8 protein-coding genes and 1 tRNA gene are annotated in these 19,955 nt (G+C 62.6%); 5 read left to right on the plus strand and 4 right to left on the minus strand.

The window, feature by feature from the left end:
• The 4 genes from Q8R81_RS12930 to Q8R81_RS12945 all read left to right on the plus strand — a co-directional run.
• Positions 1-1,580, plus strand: a 1,580-nt coding sequence (locus Q8R81_RS12930; RefSeq protein ID WP_305618459.1) for a ShlB/FhaC/HecB family hemolysin secretion/activation protein, incomplete at its 5' end; no start/stop codon positions are given.
• On the plus strand, positions 1,580-10,030 hold the full coding sequence (locus tag Q8R81_RS12935; protein ID WP_305618460.1) for a hypothetical protein: 8,451 nt from the start codon (positions 1,580-1,582) through the stop codon (positions 10,028-10,030). The genes Q8R81_RS12930 and Q8R81_RS12935, both read left to right, overlap by 1 nt.
• A complete protein-coding gene (locus Q8R81_RS12940) occupies positions 10,027-13,128 on the plus strand; it encodes a CHAT domain-containing protein (protein ID WP_305618462.1) in 3,102 nt (1,033 codons plus the stop codon). The genes Q8R81_RS12935 and Q8R81_RS12940 overlap by 4 nt, the downstream gene beginning before the upstream one ends.
• Positions 13,129-13,261: 133 nt before the next feature.
• Positions 13,262-13,585, plus strand: a complete 324-nt coding sequence (locus Q8R81_RS12945) for a hypothetical protein (RefSeq protein ID WP_305618464.1) — start codon at positions 13,262-13,264, stop codon at positions 13,583-13,585.
• A gap of 92 nt (positions 13,586-13,677) precedes the next feature.
• Here the strand turns inward: Q8R81_RS12945 and Q8R81_RS12950 are convergent.
• Both Q8R81_RS12950 and Q8R81_RS12955 read right to left on the minus strand, forming a co-directional pair.
• Positions 13,678-13,752, minus strand: a tRNA-Asn gene (locus Q8R81_RS12950).
• A gap of 79 nt (positions 13,753-13,831) precedes the next feature.
• Positions 13,832-14,611: an NAD kinase gene (locus tag Q8R81_RS12955; protein ID WP_305618465.1), complete on the minus strand. Its 780-nt coding sequence runs from the start codon at positions 14,609-14,611 to the stop codon at positions 13,832-13,834.
• 156 nt (positions 14,612-14,767) lie between these two features.
• Between Q8R81_RS12955 and Q8R81_RS12960 the strand changes: the two genes are divergently transcribed.
• Complete coding sequence (locus Q8R81_RS12960) at positions 14,768-16,042, plus strand: bifunctional diguanylate cyclase/phosphodiesterase (RefSeq protein ID WP_305618467.1); 1,275 nt, start codon at positions 14,768-14,770, stop codon at positions 16,040-16,042.
• Here Q8R81_RS12960 and mfd read toward each other — a convergent pair.
• Positions 16,039-19,536: a transcription-repair coupling factor gene (gene mfd, locus Q8R81_RS12965; protein WP_305618468.1), complete on the minus strand. Its 3,498-nt coding sequence runs from the start codon at positions 19,534-19,536 to the stop codon at positions 16,039-16,041. The genes Q8R81_RS12960 and mfd overlap by 4 nt on opposite strands.
• Positions 19,537-19,566: 30 nt before the next feature.
• Positions 19,567-19,851, minus strand: coding sequence for a succinate dehydrogenase assembly factor 2 (locus Q8R81_RS12970; protein ID WP_305618470.1), 285 nt, complete (start codon positions 19,849-19,851; stop codon positions 19,567-19,569).
• Positions 19,852-19,955: the final 104 nt, after the last annotated feature.

The following is a 19,955-nucleotide window of genomic DNA, read 5'->3' on the forward strand; positions in this document are numbered from 1 at the left end:
CGATCAAAGGCGGGATCGAGCGTTCGGCCTGTCCGCTCGACGATCCGAAATATGCCGACATCATGGTGAACATCACCGAAGTGGCGTTTGGCGGGTTGAAGGAAATCGACCCGTCAGAACTGGACGATACGTGGAAGGCGATTGTCGGGACACAGCAGCCCATCGCCACCTTGTGCGAAATCCGCGATGCGGCGGGCACGATGCTGCGCAACAAGGGCTATCTGGCGGCGGTGCAGGTGCCGACCCAGAAGATCGAGGATGGCAAGGTCCGCATGGAGGTGATCTATGCGCGAATATCAACCGTTCGGGCGCGCGGCGAAACGCGCGGAGCCGAAGCAAAGCTGCAGCAGTATCTGGGCAAGCTGACCGGCGACGAGGTGTTCAACCAGCGCCGTGCGGAACGCTATCTGCTGCTGGCGCGCGATTTGCCGGGTTACAACGTGCAACTGACGCTGAAGCCTGCAGGAACGGGGCCGGGCGATCTGGTGGCCGAAGTGGCGGTGCTGCGCGAGGGCTATGCGGTTGACATGACCGTGCAGAACCTCGCTGCAGAAGCGACCGGGCGGTTTGGCGGCCAGGTGCGCGCGCAAGTGTTCGGGCTGACCGGCATGGGTGACGTTACGTCGCTGTCCTATTACGCGACGTCGGATTTTACCGAGCAGCATATCCTGCAAGGCTCGCATGAATTTCGCCCCGGATCGGAAGGGCTGATCGTGGGCGGGCAGTTCACGTATGCCTGGACCAAACCTGACGTTGCGGGCTTGCCAGCAGGTGTCTCGCTCGATGCGCGCACGCTTTATGCCAGCGTTTATGCGCGTTATCCTGTGCAGCGCTCACTGGCGCGCAACATCTGGGTGAGCGGCGGGCTGGATCTCGTCAACCAGAACGTGGACTTTATCGGCCCGCTTACGCGCGACAAGATCCGGGTGGGCTGGAGCAGGCTGGATATCGACGCGATTGATACCGCGCGGGTGCAGCCGCGCTGGCGGCTCGCCTCGTCGCTGGAACTGCGGCAAGGCCTTTCGATCCTTGATGCGACAAAGGCGTGCGTCGGAGCGGGTTGCGCAGCGGTGGTGCCCACCAGCCGGTTTGACGGTTCGACCAGTGCGACGGTGGTGCGCTGGCAGGGTGAATATGAGCGGGCGCTGGGGAGCAAGGTTTCGTTCCTGCTCGCCCCGCGCGGGCAATACGCGTTCAATCCGCTGTTCAGTTTTGAGGAGTTTTCGGCGGGGAACTTCACCATCGGGCGGGGCTATGATCCGGGGCAGTTGATCGGCGACAGCGCGATTGGCAGCACCGCAGAACTGCGTGGGCCACGGCTTGCCGTAGGCAGTGACAGTGATTGGCGGGTGCAGCCGTTTGTCTATTTCGATGCGGCCTGGGTGTGGAACAAGGGCATTGCCGGGTCAGAACGGCTGACCTCGGCAGGCGGTGGCATTCGCTCGGAGATCGGCTCGCGCTTCCGGCTTGAGGCGACCGTGGCCGTGCCGCTTGAGCGCTTGAGCGGGCAGACTGAGCGTTCCAAACCCCGATTTCTTGTGACTCTCACCACACGGCTGCTGCCGTGGAGGAGCTTCTGATGCGTGCGATCTCATCGGCAACCATGAAGCAGATGCTATCGGCATCGGGGCTGGCACTGGCAACCGCGCTGGTGGCAACGGGAACATCGTTGAAGGCGCAGTCGTTCAACGCCACCAATTCCGTGGTTGGCGGCTCTGCAACGATCTTTGATTCGACCGGCACCACAACAATAACGGTTTCAACGCCAAGCGCGGTGATCAACTGGACGCCGAGCGATACCGCGCCAACGGGCGGGCCGATCAATTTCCAGACTGTGGGCACGACTGCAACCTTCCAGAATGACTTCAACAATCCCGACTTTGCCGTGCTGAACCGGATTGAGCCTTCGGGGTCGACGCGGCCAGTGCAGTTCAACGGCAATCTGATATCGCAATTGCAGCAGGTGTCGGCTGCACCGGTTCCAGGCGGCACGGTGTTCTTCTACAGCCCTGGCGGCATCCTGATTGGCGGCGGCAGCGTGTTTGATGTCGGCAATCTGGTGCTGACCACGTCCGACCTGAATTATGACGCTGCCACCGGGGCGTTCGATACCAGCGGCTCCTATGTGTTCGAGGCAGCTACGGTGCCGGGATCGCAGATCGTGGTTTCGGCAGGAGCGCAACTGAACGCGACTGTCGATGGATCATACATTGCGCTGGTTGCGCCATCGGTGGTCAACAATGGCACTATCGACGTTAACGGCGCGGCGGCGCTGGTGGCAGCAGATGCAGCGACGATCACGTTTTCGCCCAACGGCCTGTTCGACATTGAGGTTAATTCGGGCACAAGCGCCACCGGCACCGTCGCGGCAAACAACGGCACGATCACCGGGCCTGCGGCGGTAACAGCCGGTAACTTCTTCCATCGTGTCTACATGGTTGCCGTGCCGAAGAACGATGCCATCACAATGGCGATTGGCGCGGGAAGTTCGCTGGGATTCGACATTGCCGGTGCAGCTGATGCAAGCGGCAACACCATTATCCTCTCCGCCGGGCAGGATGTTGTCGGCGGAGACCCAAGTCTCACACCTTCTGCTGGAGGCGGCACTGGTGTCGCATCGATCACCGGTGCGGACAGCATGTTCACGTCTGCCGTCACGGGGCGGGCGACGGGCGCGATCAATATGGTGGCGAATACCGCAAGTGGCATTTCGTTCGCTGGCACAGCTACCTTGCGCGCCAGGGCTCCGAATTCGAGCATCACTGCCAATGCGGGTAGCGTGGTGAACTTTGCGGAAACACTTCTGTTTTCGGCCAGAGCTGACGGTACGTCAGCCACGCCGAACGCTCAAGGCGGCGGCGTGGCACTACGCGCGCTTGGCGGCGGGTCGATCAACGTTGTTGGCGATGCCACCCTAAGCGCGGAAGCCTTTGGCGCTGCATCCACGATTGCCAACACTGTCAGTGGCAACGGGACAGGCGGGAGCGTGCTTGTCGAGGCGGTGAACGGCGGGACTGTTTCCTTCCAATCCGATCTCGATGTATTCGCCGATGGGGTTGGCGGAGAGCCCACTCTTGCCGGGATCGGCGGTGGTATTGGCACTGGCGGATCCGTTGTAATTCGCGCTTCCGGCACGACCGGTTCAGCGATCAACGTGGGTGATGACCTTACGATCAGTTCGAGGGGCGAGGGCACGGACGGGACCGGTTGTGCCAATTGTCTGTTTGACGGGGAAAGAGCGGTAGGCGGGGCAATCTCGCTGTTTTCACTGGGTAATGGCAACAGCGTGACTGTTGTTAGCAGCACCAACCTTGATGTCGGCGCTGACGCAGGAGAAGCGTTGACTGGCATCGCAGGCGACGCTGCTGGCGGGATAATCACGGTTCGCGCGAATGACGGCGCGATCATGTCATTCGTTGATTTTACTGGCACCGCATCAGCGGGTGGCGGCGGCAGCACCGGGACTGCGGCGGGCAATGCCGATGGTGGTTTGATTGAATTCTCTGCCAGCGGCACGGGCATCGGTGGGATTGATGTTACCGGCAACATGACGTTGCAAGCTGATTCCTTTGGCGGAAACGCGCTCGCTTTGGGGGGCGCTGGGGGAACGGCAGCGGGCGGATCGATTATCGTCAGCGCGCGCGATGAGAAATTCATAGATGTTGGCGGCACGTTTGACGCGACCGCCGACGCGACGGGTGGCGGTGGCTATGCCGGACCGAGGACGGGCATTGGTGGTGCCGTAACGATCGAAGCGCGAACTGCCGCGAGCCTGACCATTGATGGTTCTGCTTCGGTCGTGTCGCAAGGGACAGGCGGGCTTGGCGTTGATACGCAGGCAGGCGGCTTAGGGTCCGGCGGCGTTGCGGAAATTGCTGCGTTCGGCGGTGTGGTTTCGATTGCAGGTGACACAACCGTAATCTCGCAAGGACGAGGCGGCGATCAGATCGGCAATGCTGCGGCAGGTGCCGGGCAGGGCGGTACAGCACAAATCGTGATCGGAACGAGCGGGCTGGTCGAATTGCTGCAGGCCGCGACGATAGTTGCGCAAGGGGTGGGTGGTGCAGGCACCAGCGGTCCCGATGTGGTCGGCGGCACGGGTACAGGCGGTCTCGCGCGGTTCAATCTTGGTGGCGGCACGCTCGACATCACCGGTGACTTGACGCTCGATTCCACCGGTTTCGGCAATGTTGGCTCGGCGCAAGGTGGTAATGGCCTAGGCGGAAGCACTTCGATCCTTCAGAACGGCAACACGCTGACCGTGGGCGGCGTCAGCTATATCGGCGCGGCAGGCAGCGGCGGATTTTCGGCCTTTGGATCTGCTGCGGGCAACGGCACAGGCGGGACAATCAGCATCAACGCAAGCGGTAGCACGGCTGTGCTTTCGCAAACGGGCACGGTGATCATCGAAGCGACTGGGTACGGAGGAGCGGGCCGGGACGGCGGCGCTGGCACAGGCGGGTCCATTCAGGTCACGGCGGCCGCTTCGACGATCAGCGCGGGTAGCGAATTGCAGGTGTTCTCGGACGGCCAAGGCGGCGATGGCGGGCCGAACGGCGGAAATGGCGGCTTGGGCACCGGTGGTGCGATCAGCCTGTTTTCTACAGGGAGCGCCCTTGGGGCAAGCAGCATAACCGCACCTGTTGTGAACATCAGCGCAACCGGACGCGGCGGCGATGGCACCAGCGAGGTCGCCGCCGGGGGCGTGCAGGCAGGCGATGGTGGCGCAGGTGTTGGCGGAACGGTGTCGCTAAACACGGCACCCGATGGCGGAACCATTGAAACGCTCCAGCTGACAGCGAGCGCTTCAGGCGTCGGCGGACTTGGCGGCAATGGTGCGTCGTCTTCGGGGCCGGGCGAGCACGCTGGGTCTGGTGGATCGGCGACAGGTGGCACGATCAACTTCGGTTCAGTTCTGGGCACTGGAACAGGGACCGGTGGCTTCGTGCTTGGCGATGTGCTGGTCGATGCCGGTGCCAGCGCCGGAAATGGCGGGATTGGTGGAGCAGGCACTCCTCCGGGGCGCGCGGGCAGTGGTGGAAATGCTACGGGCGGCGCTGTTACTATGCTGCTGGACGCTGGCGGCAGTACACTGACAGTGGACGGCTTGCTGCGGGTTGGGGCCAACGCGGTTGGCGGTGTGACCGGGCCTTGCTTCACGGCCTGCACGATCACGGCAGGCACGGGCACTGGCGGAACGATCTTCCTCGGGTCCAACGGCCTGACGACGGGCAACCAGATTTCGGCGACGACGCTTGACCTTTCAGCGTTCGGTGAAGGTGGGAGCAGCGGCGCGGCAAGTGGCGCGCAAGGCACTGGCGGCTCGGTGTTTCTGAGGCTCGGTTCGGGCATGACGCTCACGGCCGGGGACGTCACGTTAAGCGCCTTTGCCGAAGGCGGCGATTCCTTCTCCGACGAAGTGGCTGACCTGCTGGGTGGTGCAGCACAAGGCGGAAACGCGCAATTCATTGCGTCTGGAACAAGCAGCGCAGTCATATCCGGTCAGGTTGGGATATCTGCAAACGCAGCCGGCGGCTTCAGTTCAGGCGCGGGCGGCGTAGGGGGTAACGGCACAGCAGGAACCGCACGGCTGTTTAGCGATGGTGGTAACATTGCCATCAGCGGCAGTGCTGATCTCCGAGCCAACGGCACCGGCGGTAATGGTGGCACCGAGGGTGTTGCCGGTGCGGGGGGCACGGGTCTTGGCGGCAGTGCATTGCTCACGGTCGGTACGCCTACCTTGCTGGGCAACAACGGCCAGATTGCGGTGGCAGGAATCGTCAACGCCAGCGCGGGGGCGCTTGGAGGGGCAGGCTTCAACGCGGGTAGTGGAACCGGCGGGCTGACGGCAATCGTTGCGCGGCAGGGCACGCTTGTGCTTGGGCAAGTGATTGCAACGGCGGACGCCACTGGCGGGAATTCCATCAACGGTGGCGTTGGTGGCGCTGCGACTGGCGGCGCAATCGAGATATTCGCGCATAACGCAGTTGAAGGCGGCGCATTGCTGACCGCTGACAGTCTGCTCGCGCAGGCAACCGCTCTTGGCGGAGATGGCGGCAACATCTTCAATCCCAACGCACTTGGCGCGGTGGGTGGAACTGCCGAAGGTGGCGAAGTTTCCGTGTTTGGCAGTGCAGGCAACGGCCAGATCGATATTGAGACTCTTGATCTTTCCGCCGACGCGATTGGCGGGACCGGCGGCACTGCTGTGTTCGATATTGGCGGGACGGGTGGCCTTTCCACCGGCGGAGCGGTCCAGCTTGGCCTTGCCAGCGGCATCGATACCGGGACGATCAATAACGGTTCGGCAAGGTTCGGGACGGTCGAGGCAACGGCATCGGCCACGGGCGGCGAGGGCGGTTCAGCGGAATTCGTCGGCGGAACCGGCGGCACGGCAATTGGCGGCGGCGTTACGTTGCTGGCGCGCGGCGGACTTGTCACCATCGATAACGCCTCGACGTTTGAAGCGGACGCGACGGGCGGAGCGGGTGGGGCTACCATTACCCAAGGCGATGGCGGCAACGCCGTGATCAGCAACTTGGCCGGGGAAACCTTTATTTCCGGCGTCAAACTGCTGGTGACCAACCGTTTCGACCAGCCCACCCAGCGCGGAAGCCTGAATGCGGCGGGGCTTGCGTTCACGGCTGCTGCGGTTGGCGGTAGCGGCACCGTCAACGGCACCACTTCTATGGCGCAGAGCGCGGTTCGGTTGCAGATTACCAATGGCGATTATACGGGCACCGATCTTTCGATGATCGCGCTGGCAGACAGCGTCAGTGCAGCCGCCGTGCCCGATCAATTCACGATGCTTGGCGGATCGATGGATCTCAGCGGGAATCTGGGTATTTTGACGCCGGGTCAATTCTCGCTCAGGCTCGACAATGCAACGGCTGTGGCTGACAGCGTGGCAATCTCGGCGGAAAACTGGACTCTCAGCGGGACGGACCCGGCAGTTCTCGGCACGCTGACAGGCGTGTCGTCGCTCAGCCTCACGTCGGGGCTGGATCTGGTGGGCCACGCCAATCTGCGGTCCGATGTGGACGTCTCGCTATTTGCAGATGGGCGGATCGCGTTCGGCGATGTGGTCAGTCTGGGCAGCATTACGGCACGAAGCGGCGGCTCCATCATGCTGGGCGGGCTTTCCGCACAAGGGTTTGTGGATCTGTTTGGCGGCACCGATGTGGAAACCGGGCTGATTGCGGCCATCGGTTCGGTTTCGATCGGTACGCCCGGTTCGATCACCACCGGCAACGTGAATGCAGGCAGCGGGACGCCGGGCGCTACCGATCCGAACAGCATCGTTCTTGACGCTGGCAGCAATGTCAGCACCGGCAACCTGACATCGTCGAGCGATGTTCTGGTCATTGCAGGGGGCGACATCGGGACCGGCGTGATCGCAGGCTATGATGCGCTGATCCTTGGGCATGGCAACACCGCGCTGGGCGGATTCGATCTGGTGAACCGCCTGCTTGTTGCTGATCGCGCATTGGCATTTCCCGGACCGGGCGGCGAACTTGCGAGCAAGGATGAGATATTCGCAGCCACCCCGGTGGCAACTTTGGGTGCGGTCAGCATCAACGATCCGTCCGCTGCGGCATCGCTGCTGATTGCGGCGGGGACGACTGCGGACATCGCCGATATCACCGCCACTGGTGACATCAGCATTTCAAGCGGCGGCAACGCGACGCTGGGCATGTTGCAAAGCAGTGCCGGTTCAATCGAGTTGACGTCATCGGGCGGTTCGATCGCAGCGGGTGACGTCAGTGCCGCGTTCGGCCTTTCTGTCAGCGCCAATGGAGACCTGCAGCTCGGGGCGGTTTCAGGCAGCGGAGTGACACTGGACTCCGGCGCTGGATTGACTGCGGGCAACGTGGTCGCCGGGGCTTCAGGCATGACGCTGACGGCGGGTAGCAACATGCAGGTGGGCAATCTGACGTCTCTGGCGGATGTTGTTGCGGTCGCGTCGGGCAACCTGACTGCGGGGTCTGTGCAGGCGGTTGACGCGCTTCTGCTTGGCGGCGGGAGCGTGACGGCGAATAGCTTTACAGTGAGCAATCGTGCGCTGATCGCCAACGCTTCGATGGTGCCAAGTGGCGGCCCTATCGACAAGGCGCAGATTCTGGCGGCGGCTCCGGTGGCGACGGGTGGTGCAGTCACGCTTGCCAATGCTTCGAACGTCGGATCGCTGCGCATTGCGGCAGGGACCACGGCGGCGACAGCAGGTGTGCAGGCCAGCGGCAATATCGGCGTGACCAGCACCGGCAGTGGCAGTTTCGGCACGCTGGTAAGCACGGGCGGGAATGTTGAACTGATCGCGCGTTCCGGCAGTGTGGCTGCCTCGGCGATCAACGCGCGCCTCGATGTGCTGGCAAGCGGTGCAGGCGGATTGAATCTGGGTACGGTTGCCGGGCGCAATCTGGCGCTGCTTTCGGGCGGGAACGTGGTGGTCGGCACGGCGCGGGCCGGGGTGATCAGCAATGCTGCTGGCCAGATCACAGGGGCGACCGGTCAGTTGTACATCGCCAACGCGTCGATGCTACCGGTGACGGCGGTACCGGGAGCGATTGGTTACGCCGGACTGTTCGCGGCGACTCCGGTGGCAGCGGGCGGGACCGTATCGATTCAGAACGCGGCCATTGCAGGGCGCATTCTCAGTTCCTCCAACGGGGCGATGACCGGGGGAGCGCTGACAGGTTACAACCGGATTGACGTGATCTCGAATGCCGGGGTGACCGTGGCCCAACGCTGGTTCGCACCAGCGGTGCAGATATTCAGCGGCGATATCACGATTGTGGGCAATGGTGCAGGTTTGCCGCAGAGCCTGCCTACAGGCATCCGCACCACGCAGGATGGCACGGTCGGCATCGCCTCTATTTCGGCATCGCCCGCGCTGATTGGTGATGGGTTGACCGGATCTGGCTTTGCATTGAGCAATGCTGAAATCGCGTTGATTTCCACCGGTCAGTTGACCATCGCTGCGGCTGATCGTTCCGCCAATGCGATCGACATGCAGATCGGCCGGTTGGACCTGACCGTTGGCAGCAGCATTGGCAGCGGCACGGTGGTGGGTTCTGCCGGACGCCTGATCTTCGCCACGGGCAATGCCTCTACACAGACATTGGGCGGTGCGATCCGTGTAACCGGGGCGATCAACGGAACGGGGTTCGGTTCGGGCAATGTGCTGGAATTCAGCACAGGACGCTTCGAACTTGACGCAACGACCGGCTCTATCAGCCTTGCCTCCACCGGCACCACGCTGGGTGGCATCGCCGAATTCAACGCGGCGAACATCCATGTGGCGTCAGCAACTATTCTCGACAGGCTGGCGGCCAATCCGCTCTATGCCGGGCGGATTGCCGATCTGAATGCGCCGGCGACGGTGCAACGGCCTGACGGCGTGCTGCGGGCGCTGGGTCTCGACTTCTATCCCACCGGCACGCTCTATATCCAGAACACCGGCACCGCCCTGAATCCGGCAGGGTTTTTTGCCGACATAGAATTTACTGATGTGACCGCTCCGGCCAATGCGCAGGCGGGGTCGGTTTCGGTGGTGGTCAACGGCGCGTTCCAGACCCCCGCCGGGATTGTCGCTGGTGTGGATGCACACGCGCTTGCCGTGGCCGAGGCGGATGACCTTGCGCCATTCAGCGCTGACAGCCAGATCAACGGTTGTCTGTTCTCGGTGGCGGAGTGCATTGCGCCCGTTGCGGTGGACGAAGGTGAGCCGGATGTGATCGGCGCGATTTCGGCGCAGTTCGAAGTTGGTGCCAACGATCCTCTCGGCAGCACGCCTGCTTTCACCGAGGAACCAGCGGACGAGACTGGCGAGCCGGATGAGGAAGACGCTCAGGTGCAACTGCCCGTCGAAGATGTTGGCCAAGCAAGCCCGATTGTGCCGCCGATGAGCATTATCAACGACGGTCCGCTCGACACGCAAAGTGAGATCGAAGAACCCGTGACCGGCGGTGGCAACCCCGCGTTGATCGGTTCAATGGCAATCGGCACCGGCCGGACAGGAGACGCCCAGTGAGCGCGACTTTCGCACACTACCGCCGTAGCCTTTTTGGCTGCGCGCTTTCGGCCATAGCGCTGACGCTGGGCTGCGCCCCAGCCATCGCGGCTGATGCCTCGCAGCAGCCGCTCTCGGTCCGAAACTCGTTTCGCGTCGGCACTGCGGGCGTGACCTGCACGGCGCAGAACGCGCCGCTTGATGCGCGGCTTGGCGGTATGTTCGACCGGAGTTATCGCTTGAGTTGCCGCGATGCGGCGGGCGCGGTGGGCACGCTGATTGCAGTGCGGCGCGATGTTTCGCTGAGCAGCGAGCCTACCGGGTTGAACGGCATTGCGCTGGCCTGTGGCGAGGCCGGCTCTGTTACCATCGACGGGATTGGCCGGGTCGATGCCGTGAACTGCCGCGATCAGGGCGCAAGCGTCGGGTACAAGCGCTATCTGATCAAACGCGCAGGGATCACCTATCTGGTTGAGGGCCTTGCGGGTTATGATCCGGCGCTGCGACTGGCGCTGGCAAGCGTGGTTACCGATGCATCTGTGTCGGGTGAAATTCGCGTAGCAACGACGGAAGTCTCGGATACGGCGGCCTTTGCGCGGGTGCAGGCGGGCCAACTTGACCGGCTTGGTGCGCGCGATGAAGGCTATTTGCGCAACAATAGCGGTCGCTTTGCTGAATCGTCCGAGTTTTTTGAAGCATTGGCAAGCCGTGATCGCAGTTCAGGCGGCATGGGACTGGCCGAGGCTATGGCCAATCAGGGATTGCAGCAATCCAACCTTGGCAACTTCGTCGGATCAGATCGCCTGCTTACGCAGGCTGGAAGCGCAATTGCGCGCGGCGATGGCCTGACCGAACGGTTGCTTCGCAACTACCGTGCGATCGACCAGCTGAATCAACGAAAGCCTGATGCGGCACTGCAGGAATTGGCAAAGCCGGTAAGCGTAGTGGGCGGCACCTTCGACCGTGAGAGCCTGTCTGCCGGTTTGATCACGCGCCCCCTGGCCGAACAGATCAATCGCGAAAGCTCCGGTCTGAAGCGGCTTGGCGCAGTTGATCCTGGCCTGACGGATCTTGAACGCGGTGAAATTCTTGACGCGCAGGCTGTTGCGCTGGGCGCGACGGCTGCGCGGATGCAGGGGCGTTTCGCAGAAGCGCAAGTGGGATTCGAGGCGGCAACGGCAAGGCTGGCCAAAGTGCGCGATGGGCAAGTCGTGTCAACGGCTTGGCTCCGTTCGGAAATCGAAATGGAGCTGGCGCTATTGGCCGAGGCACAAGGGCGCAGCAGTGCGGTGGGGGCTGGTTATGACCGGGCGCTGGGCGTGTTGCGAAATGCTTTCCCGCAATCGCCTGCGTTGCTGGCAGCAGAAGCCCGCAAGGCGGCGTGGCTGAGCAGGTCTGGTAACGAGGCTGAAGCGTCGGCGCTTTACGCGCGCATCGTGGCAGACAGTTTGGTTATCCCGGACGCCGGTTCGACCTTGCGTGATCTGCTCGGCCCCTACTTTGGACTGCTGGCCAAGCGGGGAGGAGCAGAAAGCGCAGGCGCGGTGTTTACGGCTTCGCAAGTGCTGCAGCGCCCCGGCGTGGCGCAGACACAGGCCGTGTTCGCGCGGCAGATGTCCGAAGGCAATGACGAGGCTGCGGCGCTGTTCCGTCTGTCAGTGGCACGCAGCCGCGACATTGCCCGGACCGAGGCGACGATCGCGCAACTAAGCGCTGCGCCCGCGCCGGATGGGCAGCAAGAAGCCGCGCTTAAATCTGCGCAGGACAACCTGGCATACCTTCAGCGCGAGCAGACCGAGTTGACCAGCAAGCTGGCAGCCTTCCCGCGCTACAGCGTACTTGCGCCCAAGAGTGTGGAACTTGCCGAACTGCAAGCCGCGCTTCGTCCGGGTGAAGGGTATTTCAAGCTGATGAATGTGGGCGACAGGACATACGGCCTGTTCGCCACTGCACAGGACGCCCGGGTCGTGCCCATCGCGGCCAGTCCTGAAGTGCTCGCCAACGAAGTGCAGGCACTGCGCGATACCATCGTGAAGGTCGAGAACGGGCGACAGGTCAACTACCCGTTCGATGTCGAAAAGGCGCACGCGCTTTACAAGACGCTGTTCGGCCCCGTCGAGGAGATGCTGGGAGCGACCCGGCACCTGATTTTTGAACCCGATGGCGCAATGCTGCAATTGCCACCGACGGTTCTGGTTACCGATGCCAAGGGCGTTGCCGATTACAACGAACGGATGGAAAGCCCGGACGGTGATCCGTTCGATTTCACGGGCATAGCGTGGCTGGGGCGAGGCCGCGAAGTGTCCATCGCGGTCAGTCCGCGTGCATTCCTTGATATCCGAAAACTTGCTGCGTCATCGGCCCCGCGCAACTATCTGGGCCTTGGTCACAATGCCAAGCCAGCAGCGCGCCCGATAGCTGCCGTGGCCGATGAATGCGATTGGCCGCTGGCAACGTGGATGAACCCGATTTCGGCTGACGAACTGCTCTATGCGCAGGGCAAGCTCAATCGCGGTGGCAGTGCGGTGCGCACCGATATGGAGTTCAATGACACCGCGCTGCTGGCTGAGTCAGACCTCGATCAGTACCGAGTCCTGCACTTTGCCACGCACGGCCTTGTCACTGCCCCACGCGCTGGTTGCCCGGCGCGCCCTGCGCTGGTGACCAGTTTTGGTGGGGCGGATTCCGATGGTCTGCTCAGCTTCAAGGAGATCTTCGACTTGAAGCTCAATGCCGACCTGGTGATCCTTTCCGCCTGCGATACGGCCGGCGTTGCTTCGGTAGCGGCCAGTCGCGAGGCAGGGGTGACGAGCGGCGGCAACTACGCGCTCGACGGGCTTGTCCGTGCGTTTGTGGGCGCAGGGGCACGCTCCGTCATCGCCAGCCACTGGCCAGTGCCGGATGATTTCGATGCCACCAAGCGGTTGATCAGCGGGGTGATCGAATCAAAGCCCGGCCAAGGCCTCGCCAACGGCCTTGAGGGTGCGCAGGAAAAGCTGATGGACGATCCCAACACATCGCACCCGTTTTATTGGGCGGCCTTCGTGATTGTGGGCGATGGTGCCAAGCCGCTGCTTATCGCGCAGGCCCCGCAACCGGTCCAGACAGCCGCACGATGAGGTTCGGGTAACCGGTGCTTTCGCGTGGTTACGTAGGAATGCGCAGCCCGCCAGCCGACATGCTGGCGGGCTGAATTGTCTGGTTAATGTGCCGTCCTTCCTTGTGTGCAGGGTTTGCACCGGGAGAATGGCAATGTGGCTTGATCACAGCGAAGCGCAGGTTGCAAAGCCTTGGAATCCGCAAAGGTTGCCAGCCCCGCTCGTCGCCAACTACCGGCGCGGGATTCTGCGCGCCAAGGTTAACGTGCGGCACCTCACGCGCTTTGCAGCCTCGATTGAGTGCTTGGAATGCCCGCGCGTCGGGTCGCTGGTGTGGGTCACTTTGCCGGGCCTTGAAGCGCGCTCAGCCACAGTCGAGGCGAGCGAAGGCTTCGTTTCGCACTTGCGCTTCACCGAACCATTCCATCCGGCGGTGCTCGAGGCATTTTTGTGTGGGCGCATCGCGAGCATACACTGACAAGACATCGGATTGCCGCCCTTTCGGGAGTTTCCAGTCGATGTGTATGAAACCTGCCGCTTGCGGCTAACTACCTCAATCGAGGTAGAAAATGGCTCCCTGAGTAGGATTCGAACCTACGACCAAGTGATTAACAGTCACCTACTCTACCGCTGAGCTATCAGGGAGCAGCCTCGGTTGCCCGGGGCAGGTCCGCGCTAATAACAGGCGATTCCGGTTTGGCAAGCACCTGTTTTCAAATTTTCCTCAGACCATGAACTGTTCGGCGAAGATGCGGTCCTCAAGGCTCTGTCCGCGATCGAACAGCAGCGTCAGCCGATGCTCGGGCCAAGCCTTCACGCGCACCTCGCGCACATCGCGAACTTCCTTCTGGTCCGCCACGACGAGTACCGGGCGCTTCACCGATTCCAGCGCCTTGAAGACGATCTCGTAGGTATCAGGCAGAATCGCACCGCGCCATCTGCGCGGGCGAAAGGGGCTGATCGGGGTCAGCGCCAGCATGTTCGATGAAAGCGGCAGGATCGGGCCGTTGGCCGAAAGGTTGTAGGCGGTTGACCCTGCAGGCGTTGCCACCAGCACACCGTCGCAGGCAAGCTCAGGCATGCGGACCTTGCCGTTGACGCTAACTTCCAGCTTTGCGGTCTGGCGCGTTTCACGCAGGATAGACACCTCGTTGATCGCGCAGACCGAATGCATTTCGCCAGTGTTGGTCATGGCGGTCATGCGCAATGGCGAAATGGCGACGGCGGTGGCTTTTGCCAGCCGCTCGTCAAGGCTCCGTCCAGAACGATACTTGTTCATTAGAAAGCCGACGGTGCCAAGGTTCAAGCCGAAGGCCGGGATCACATGGTCGATGTCGAGCATGGTGTGGAGCGTCTGTAGCATGAAGCCATCGCCACCGATAACCACCGCCGCATCGGCCTGCTCCAAAGGCACCCATTCACGCTGCTGTTGCAGGGCGTCGCAGGCTTCCTGCGCTCGCTCCGTCGGAGAGGCAAGCAATGCCAGGCGGCTGTATTCAGGCATGGTGTTTGCGCCTCCCCGGCGTGTGCTGCTGCCGGGAGATATGGGGTGCCGGGCATTGGCGCAATGCACAAAAGCATAGGGTTGGCATGCAGCTTTCGGGCAGAGGCCAGGAACCTGAACGGTTTGGCAAGACTTGGCGGGCTATGGCCTCACCTCATGGGTGATCCCGCCGCCACATTCGCACGCGATCCGCTGACGGGCCTTGCCGGTTCGGCTGAGGCGCTGGCGTGGTTGGAATGCGCGCCGGAGCCGGATTTCCTGCAGGCCATGTTGATCGGCCTGCACCGCTTCCGCTCGGTCAATATCGCCTATGGCAGTGCTGGTGGTGATCTGGCGCTGGCAGAAATTGCACGCCGCATCCGCGACTTTGCGGTTGAGGAGCTTGGTCCTGCTGCGATTGTTGCGCGGATCGGCGGGGGTGAGTTTCTTGTTGCCTGCAATGGTGCCCTGCCGCGTGAGCGTTGGCAGTGGCTGGCAGAGGCGCTTGGGCGCACGGTCGGGCGTGCGCTGCCGGTGCATGGTGATGTCCTCCACTTGTTGCCGCGTATCGCCTTGCTGCGTCGCGGACCGGGTGAGAGTGGTGGGCGCATGATCGACAGGCTCGATCAAGCGCTGGGCAAACTTGAACAGCAACCGGGACGCCGCGTAATGTGGGCGGATGGCTCGCACCGGTCACGCGGGCGCAGCGCGGCGCGGCTTGAGGCAGATCTGATCGGCGCGATGGCGCGCGATGAGATTGGCTTGGTATTCCAGCCACAGTATTCCGTGAACAACGGGGCACTTGCCGGGGCGGAAGTGCTGGCCCGATGGGACCACCCGCAGCTTGGCCGGATCGGGGCGGAAACGCTGTTCGCCATTGCCGAGCGCGGCGATCACATCGCCCAGTTGTCCAGCCATATCGTGTTGCGCGCCTTGGCCGCTGACGTGTCTTGGAAGGGCCGCCTGCCGCTATCGATCAACATAACTGCCGAGGATCTGGCCGCCGACGATTTTGCGGCCAGTTTCGAACGCAAACTGGCCAAGACAGCTTTCCCGCCGGCGATGGTCACGCTGGAAGTGACAGAGCAGAGCCTGATCGGTGATTTCGTGCGCTCAGCCGAAACTTTGCGCGCGATTGCCGCGCTGGGCGTGCGGATTGCGCTGGATGATTTCGGCACGGGCTATGCCAATTTCCGCACGTTGAAAGCGCTGCCCATCGACACACTCAAGCTGGATGCCTCGCTGGTGGGTGATGTCGACAGCGATCCGCGTGATCGCGCAATCCTGAAAGCCATTGTCGCGATGGCGCGGGCGCTGGGACAAAAGATCGTGGTCGAAGGGATTGAGCGCGAAAGCCAGTTGGCCGTGCTGGCCGAGGAAGGCTGCGACGTATTTCAGGGCTTCTTGCGCTCCGGTCCGGTATCGGCCGATGCCATTGGCGAAATGCTCTAAGCGGCCTTCTTCTTTGCGCGATTTACAATCGCGGCAAGGCCCTTCGTCAACTGGACCAACCCGTTCAGCCGCCCTTCGGCTGTGCCCCATGCGCGGGTGATGACCAGCTTGTTGTCTGGACGCAGCTTAGCCACACCGTTCAACCGTTCAACATAGGCGATCAGGCCAAGCGGATCGGGGAACTGGTCCTTGTGGAAGCTGACCAGCGCGCCCTTGGGGCCAACGTCAATCTTGGCGATGTTGGCGGCGATGGCCTGACGCTTGACCTCGATCAGGCGCAGCAGGTTCTGCGTGGGGCCGGGCAAGGGACCGAAGCGGTCGATCATTTCGGCGGCAAGCGCTTCCACAGCATCCGCCCCATCGGCATCGTTCATGCGGCGGTAAAGCGCCATGCGCACGGCGAGATCGGGCACGTAATTCTCAGGGATCATGATGGGCGCGTCGAGCGTGATCTGCGGGCTTAGCGCCTCCCGTTCACGCGCAAGGCCAATGTCGCCTGCCTTGGCGGCGAGGATCGCATCTTCCAACATCGATTGGTAAAGTTCGAAGCCCACTTCCTTGATGTGGCCCGATTGTTCGTCACCCAGCAGGTTGCCCGCGCCGCGCAAGTCCAGATCGTGGCTGGCCAGTTGGAATCCTGCGCCAAGGCTGTCCAGATCGCCCAAGACCTTGAGGCGCTTTTCGGCGACTTCGGAAAGCGCAGTGTTTTCCGAATGGGTGAGGTAAGCATAGGCGCGGATTTTTCCGCGACCCACGCGCCCGCGCAGCTGGTAAAGCTGGGCAAGGCCGAAACGGTCGGCGCGGTGGATGACGATGGTGTTGGCGCTGGGAATGTCGATGCCGCTTTCCACGATGGTGGTGGACAGCAACACTTCGTACTTCTTCTCGTAGAACGCGCCCATGCGGTCTTCGACCTCGGTCGGACTCATCTGGCCGTGCGCGGCGATGTAACGGACTTCGGGCACGTTGAGCCGCAGCCATTCCTCGACGTCAGGCATATCGGCAATGCGCGGCACGACGATAAAGCTCTGTCCGCCGCGCTGGTGTTCGCGCAACAGCGCCTCGCGCATCACCATATCGTCCCACGGCATCACATAAGTGCGCGTGGCAAGGCGGTCGACCGGCGGGGTCTGGATCGTGGACAGTTCGCGCAGGCCAGACATCGCCATCTGCAGCGTGCGCGGGATGGGCGTTGCGGTGAGGGTGAGGACATGGACGTCCGCCTTCAGTTCCTTGAGCTTTTCCTTGTGGGTCACGCCAAAGCGCTGTTCTTCATCCACAATGACAAGGCCGAGGCGTTTGAATTCGATGGACTTGGCCAGAAGCGCGTGGGTGCCGATGACGATATCGACGCGGCCGTCGGTCAGCCCGATTTTGGTTTCGGCTGCTTCCTTAGCAGTCACGAGCCGTGACAGACGCCCGATTTCCAGCGGGAAGCCTTTGAAGCGCTCGACGAAGTTGGTGAAGTGCTGGCGGGCGAGCAGCGTTGTTGGTGCAACGACTGCAACCTGAACGCCGGACATTGCAGCAACGAACGCAGCGCGCAGGGCGACCTCGGTCTTGCCGAAGCCAACGTCGCCGCAAACCAGACGGTCCATCGGCTTGCCTTCGACCATGTCGGACAGGACATCGCCAATCGCGCGCTCCTGATCCTCGGTTTCGTCCCACGGGAAGCGGTCGACGAAGGGACCGTAGCTGGCAGGATCAACCGGGAGAATCTCACCCTGCCGCAGTGCGCGGTGGGCGGCCGTGGCCATAAGCTGGCCCGCCATCTCCAGAATGCGCTCGCGCATCCGCGCCTTGCGGCGTTGCCATGCCTCGCCACCCAGCCTGTCTAGCGCTACGCCATCGGAGTCTGAACCGTAGCGAGAGAGGACGTCTAGGTTCTCGACCGGGATGTAGAGCTTGTCGCCGCCGTGGTATTCAAGCTGCACGCAATCGTGCGGCGAATCCCCCACGCCGATGGCTTCAAGGCCGAGGTATCGCCCGATCCCGTGGTCCATGTGGACGACGAGATCGCCGGGAGTGAGCGCCGACAACTCCGCGAGAAACGCATCTGCATCCTTGCGCTTCTTCTTGCGGCGAACGAGCCGGTCACCAAGGATGTCCTGCTCGGTCAGCAGTTCCAGATCGTCACTGGCAAAGCCGTGGTCGAGCGGCAGGACGACCGCGACCGGCTTGCCCGTCGCGGCAAGGCCAAGCGCTTCCTGCCAGCTTTCCGCCATCAGCGGCGCGGCCTTGCCAGCTTCGGCTAGCAGCGAGGCGAGGCGAGAACGTGATCCGGTGGTATAGGCCGCGACGATCGGCTTTTTGCCGCGCGTGCCGAGGGCGGCGATGTATTTGGCCGCCGATTCATAGATATTGTTGCCGCCTGATGTGGCCGCAGCGCGCTCTGGCGTGAAATCGTGGCTTGAGCTGAACCCGAAATCGACGACCTGTTTCGATTCCGGCTCGGCAAAGATCGTGGTGCGGTGGACCGGCCAGCCCGCCAGCGCGCGGTCCAGTTCATCTCGCGAAACGTAAAGCGCGTCTTCGGCCAGTGGCCGATAACTGCCGGGGGCCTTGGACGAGGAATCGACGCGCGACTGGTGATAGTCCGTGATGTCAGCCACGCGCTGTTCGGCGGCCTTGATCGCGGTGCCATCAACCACCACGAGGTCATCTTCGCCCAAGTGGTCAAACAGCGTGACGAGCCGGTCTTCGAACAGCGGCAGCCAGTGTTCCATGCCCGCAAGGCGGCGACCGTCGCTGATTGCCTGGTATAGCGGATCGCCGGTGGCGTTGGCGCCGAACAGTTCGCGGTAGCGGCTGCGGAAGCGTTTGATGCTGTCTTCATCGAGCAGCGCTTCGCTCGCCGGGAGCAGAAGGTGGGTTTCAACTGGCTGCACTGATCGTTGCGTGTTCGGATCGAACAGGCGCAACGTTTCCAGCTCATCCCCGAAGAAATCGAGCCGCAAGCCGTGGTCCAGACCGGACGGGAAGATGTCGAATACCGAACCGCGCACCGCGTATTCGCCCGCGTCGACTACTGTATCGGTGCGTGAATAGCCCTGTCGTTGCAGCAGTGCGATCAGGCTTTCGCGCCCGATCTCCGCTCCCGGGGAAAGAAGGCGGGTGGATTCGCGAATGCGGAACGGGGTGAGCGCGCGCTGCAGCACCGCGTTGATCGTGGTGACCAGAAGCTGCGGGCCAGTGCGTTTGTGCTGGAGTTTCTGAAGTGCCGCAAGACGCCTTGAACTGACACTGAGCGCGGGCGAGGCGCGGTCGAACGGCAGGCAATCCCACGCCGGGAAGTCTATAACCTCAAGGTCGGGCGCGAAGAAGGCGGCGCTGTCCGCCACCGCGCTCATCGCGGCTTCATCCGGCGCGATGAACACCGCGCGGCCCTTTGCGGTGCGGGCAAGATCGGCCAGCACAAGAGGCTGCGCCCCGCGCGCGATGGACGCGAGTGTCAGCGGCGATTTGGCGGAGAGGATGCGGTTCAGATCTGACATGGCAAGGTTGCTAGTGCGCGAGACGCAGGATCAGCGAGGGATTTCAACGTAGTCGAGCTTGCGCATCACGTCCATCATGGCACCTGCATACTCCGGGGGCACAGATTGCGTGCCGAGCGCCCAAGCCATGATGTCCACGTCTTCTTCCTCGATCAACGCTTCGAACCACGCGACCTGATCGGCATTCCACGTGGCGTTGAAGCGATCGAAATAGCAGCCGATCATATAGTCCGCTTCACGCGTGCCGCGATGCCATGCGCGGAATTGCAGGCGCTTGAGGCGTTCGGGCGTAATCTCGGCTGCGCTGTTCGTCATGGCATTGCCGTTAGGCCGAACCTGCGCCTGAAACAAGGCCGCGCAGCCTGTTCAAGCGGGCATGTGGCGCAAGATCCCGGCACACGTGGCTTCCGCGCGCCGGG

It is taken from the genome of Novosphingobium sp., from assembly GCF_030696665.1.
Lineage (GTDB): Bacteria > Pseudomonadota > Alphaproteobacteria > Sphingomonadales > Sphingomonadaceae > Novosphingobium.

What these genes read in the sequence shown, in the direction of transcription:
- Q8R81_RS12935 (WP_305618460.1), top strand. Translation starts at nt 1,580, where the DNA reads ATGCGTGCGATCTCATCGGCAACCATGAAGCAGATGCTATCGGCATCG.
- Q8R81_RS12945 (WP_305618464.1), top strand. Translation starts at nt 13,262, where the DNA reads ATGTGGCTTGATCACAGCGAAGCGCAGGTTGCAAAGCCTTGGAATCCG.
- Q8R81_RS12955 (WP_305618465.1), bottom strand. Translation starts at nt 14,611, where the DNA reads ATGCCTGAATACAGCCGCCTGGCATTGCTTGCCTCTCCGACGGAGCGA.
- Q8R81_RS12960 (WP_305618467.1), top strand. Translation starts at nt 14,768, where the DNA reads ATGGGTGATCCCGCCGCCACATTCGCACGCGATCCGCTGACGGGCCTT.
- mfd (WP_305618468.1), bottom strand. Translation starts at nt 19,536, where the DNA reads ATGTCAGATCTGAACCGCATCCTCTCCGCCAAATCGCCGCTGACACTC.
- Q8R81_RS12970 (WP_305618470.1), bottom strand. Translation starts at nt 19,851, where the DNA reads ATGACGAACAGCGCAGCCGAGATTACGCCCGAACGCCTCAAGCGCCTG.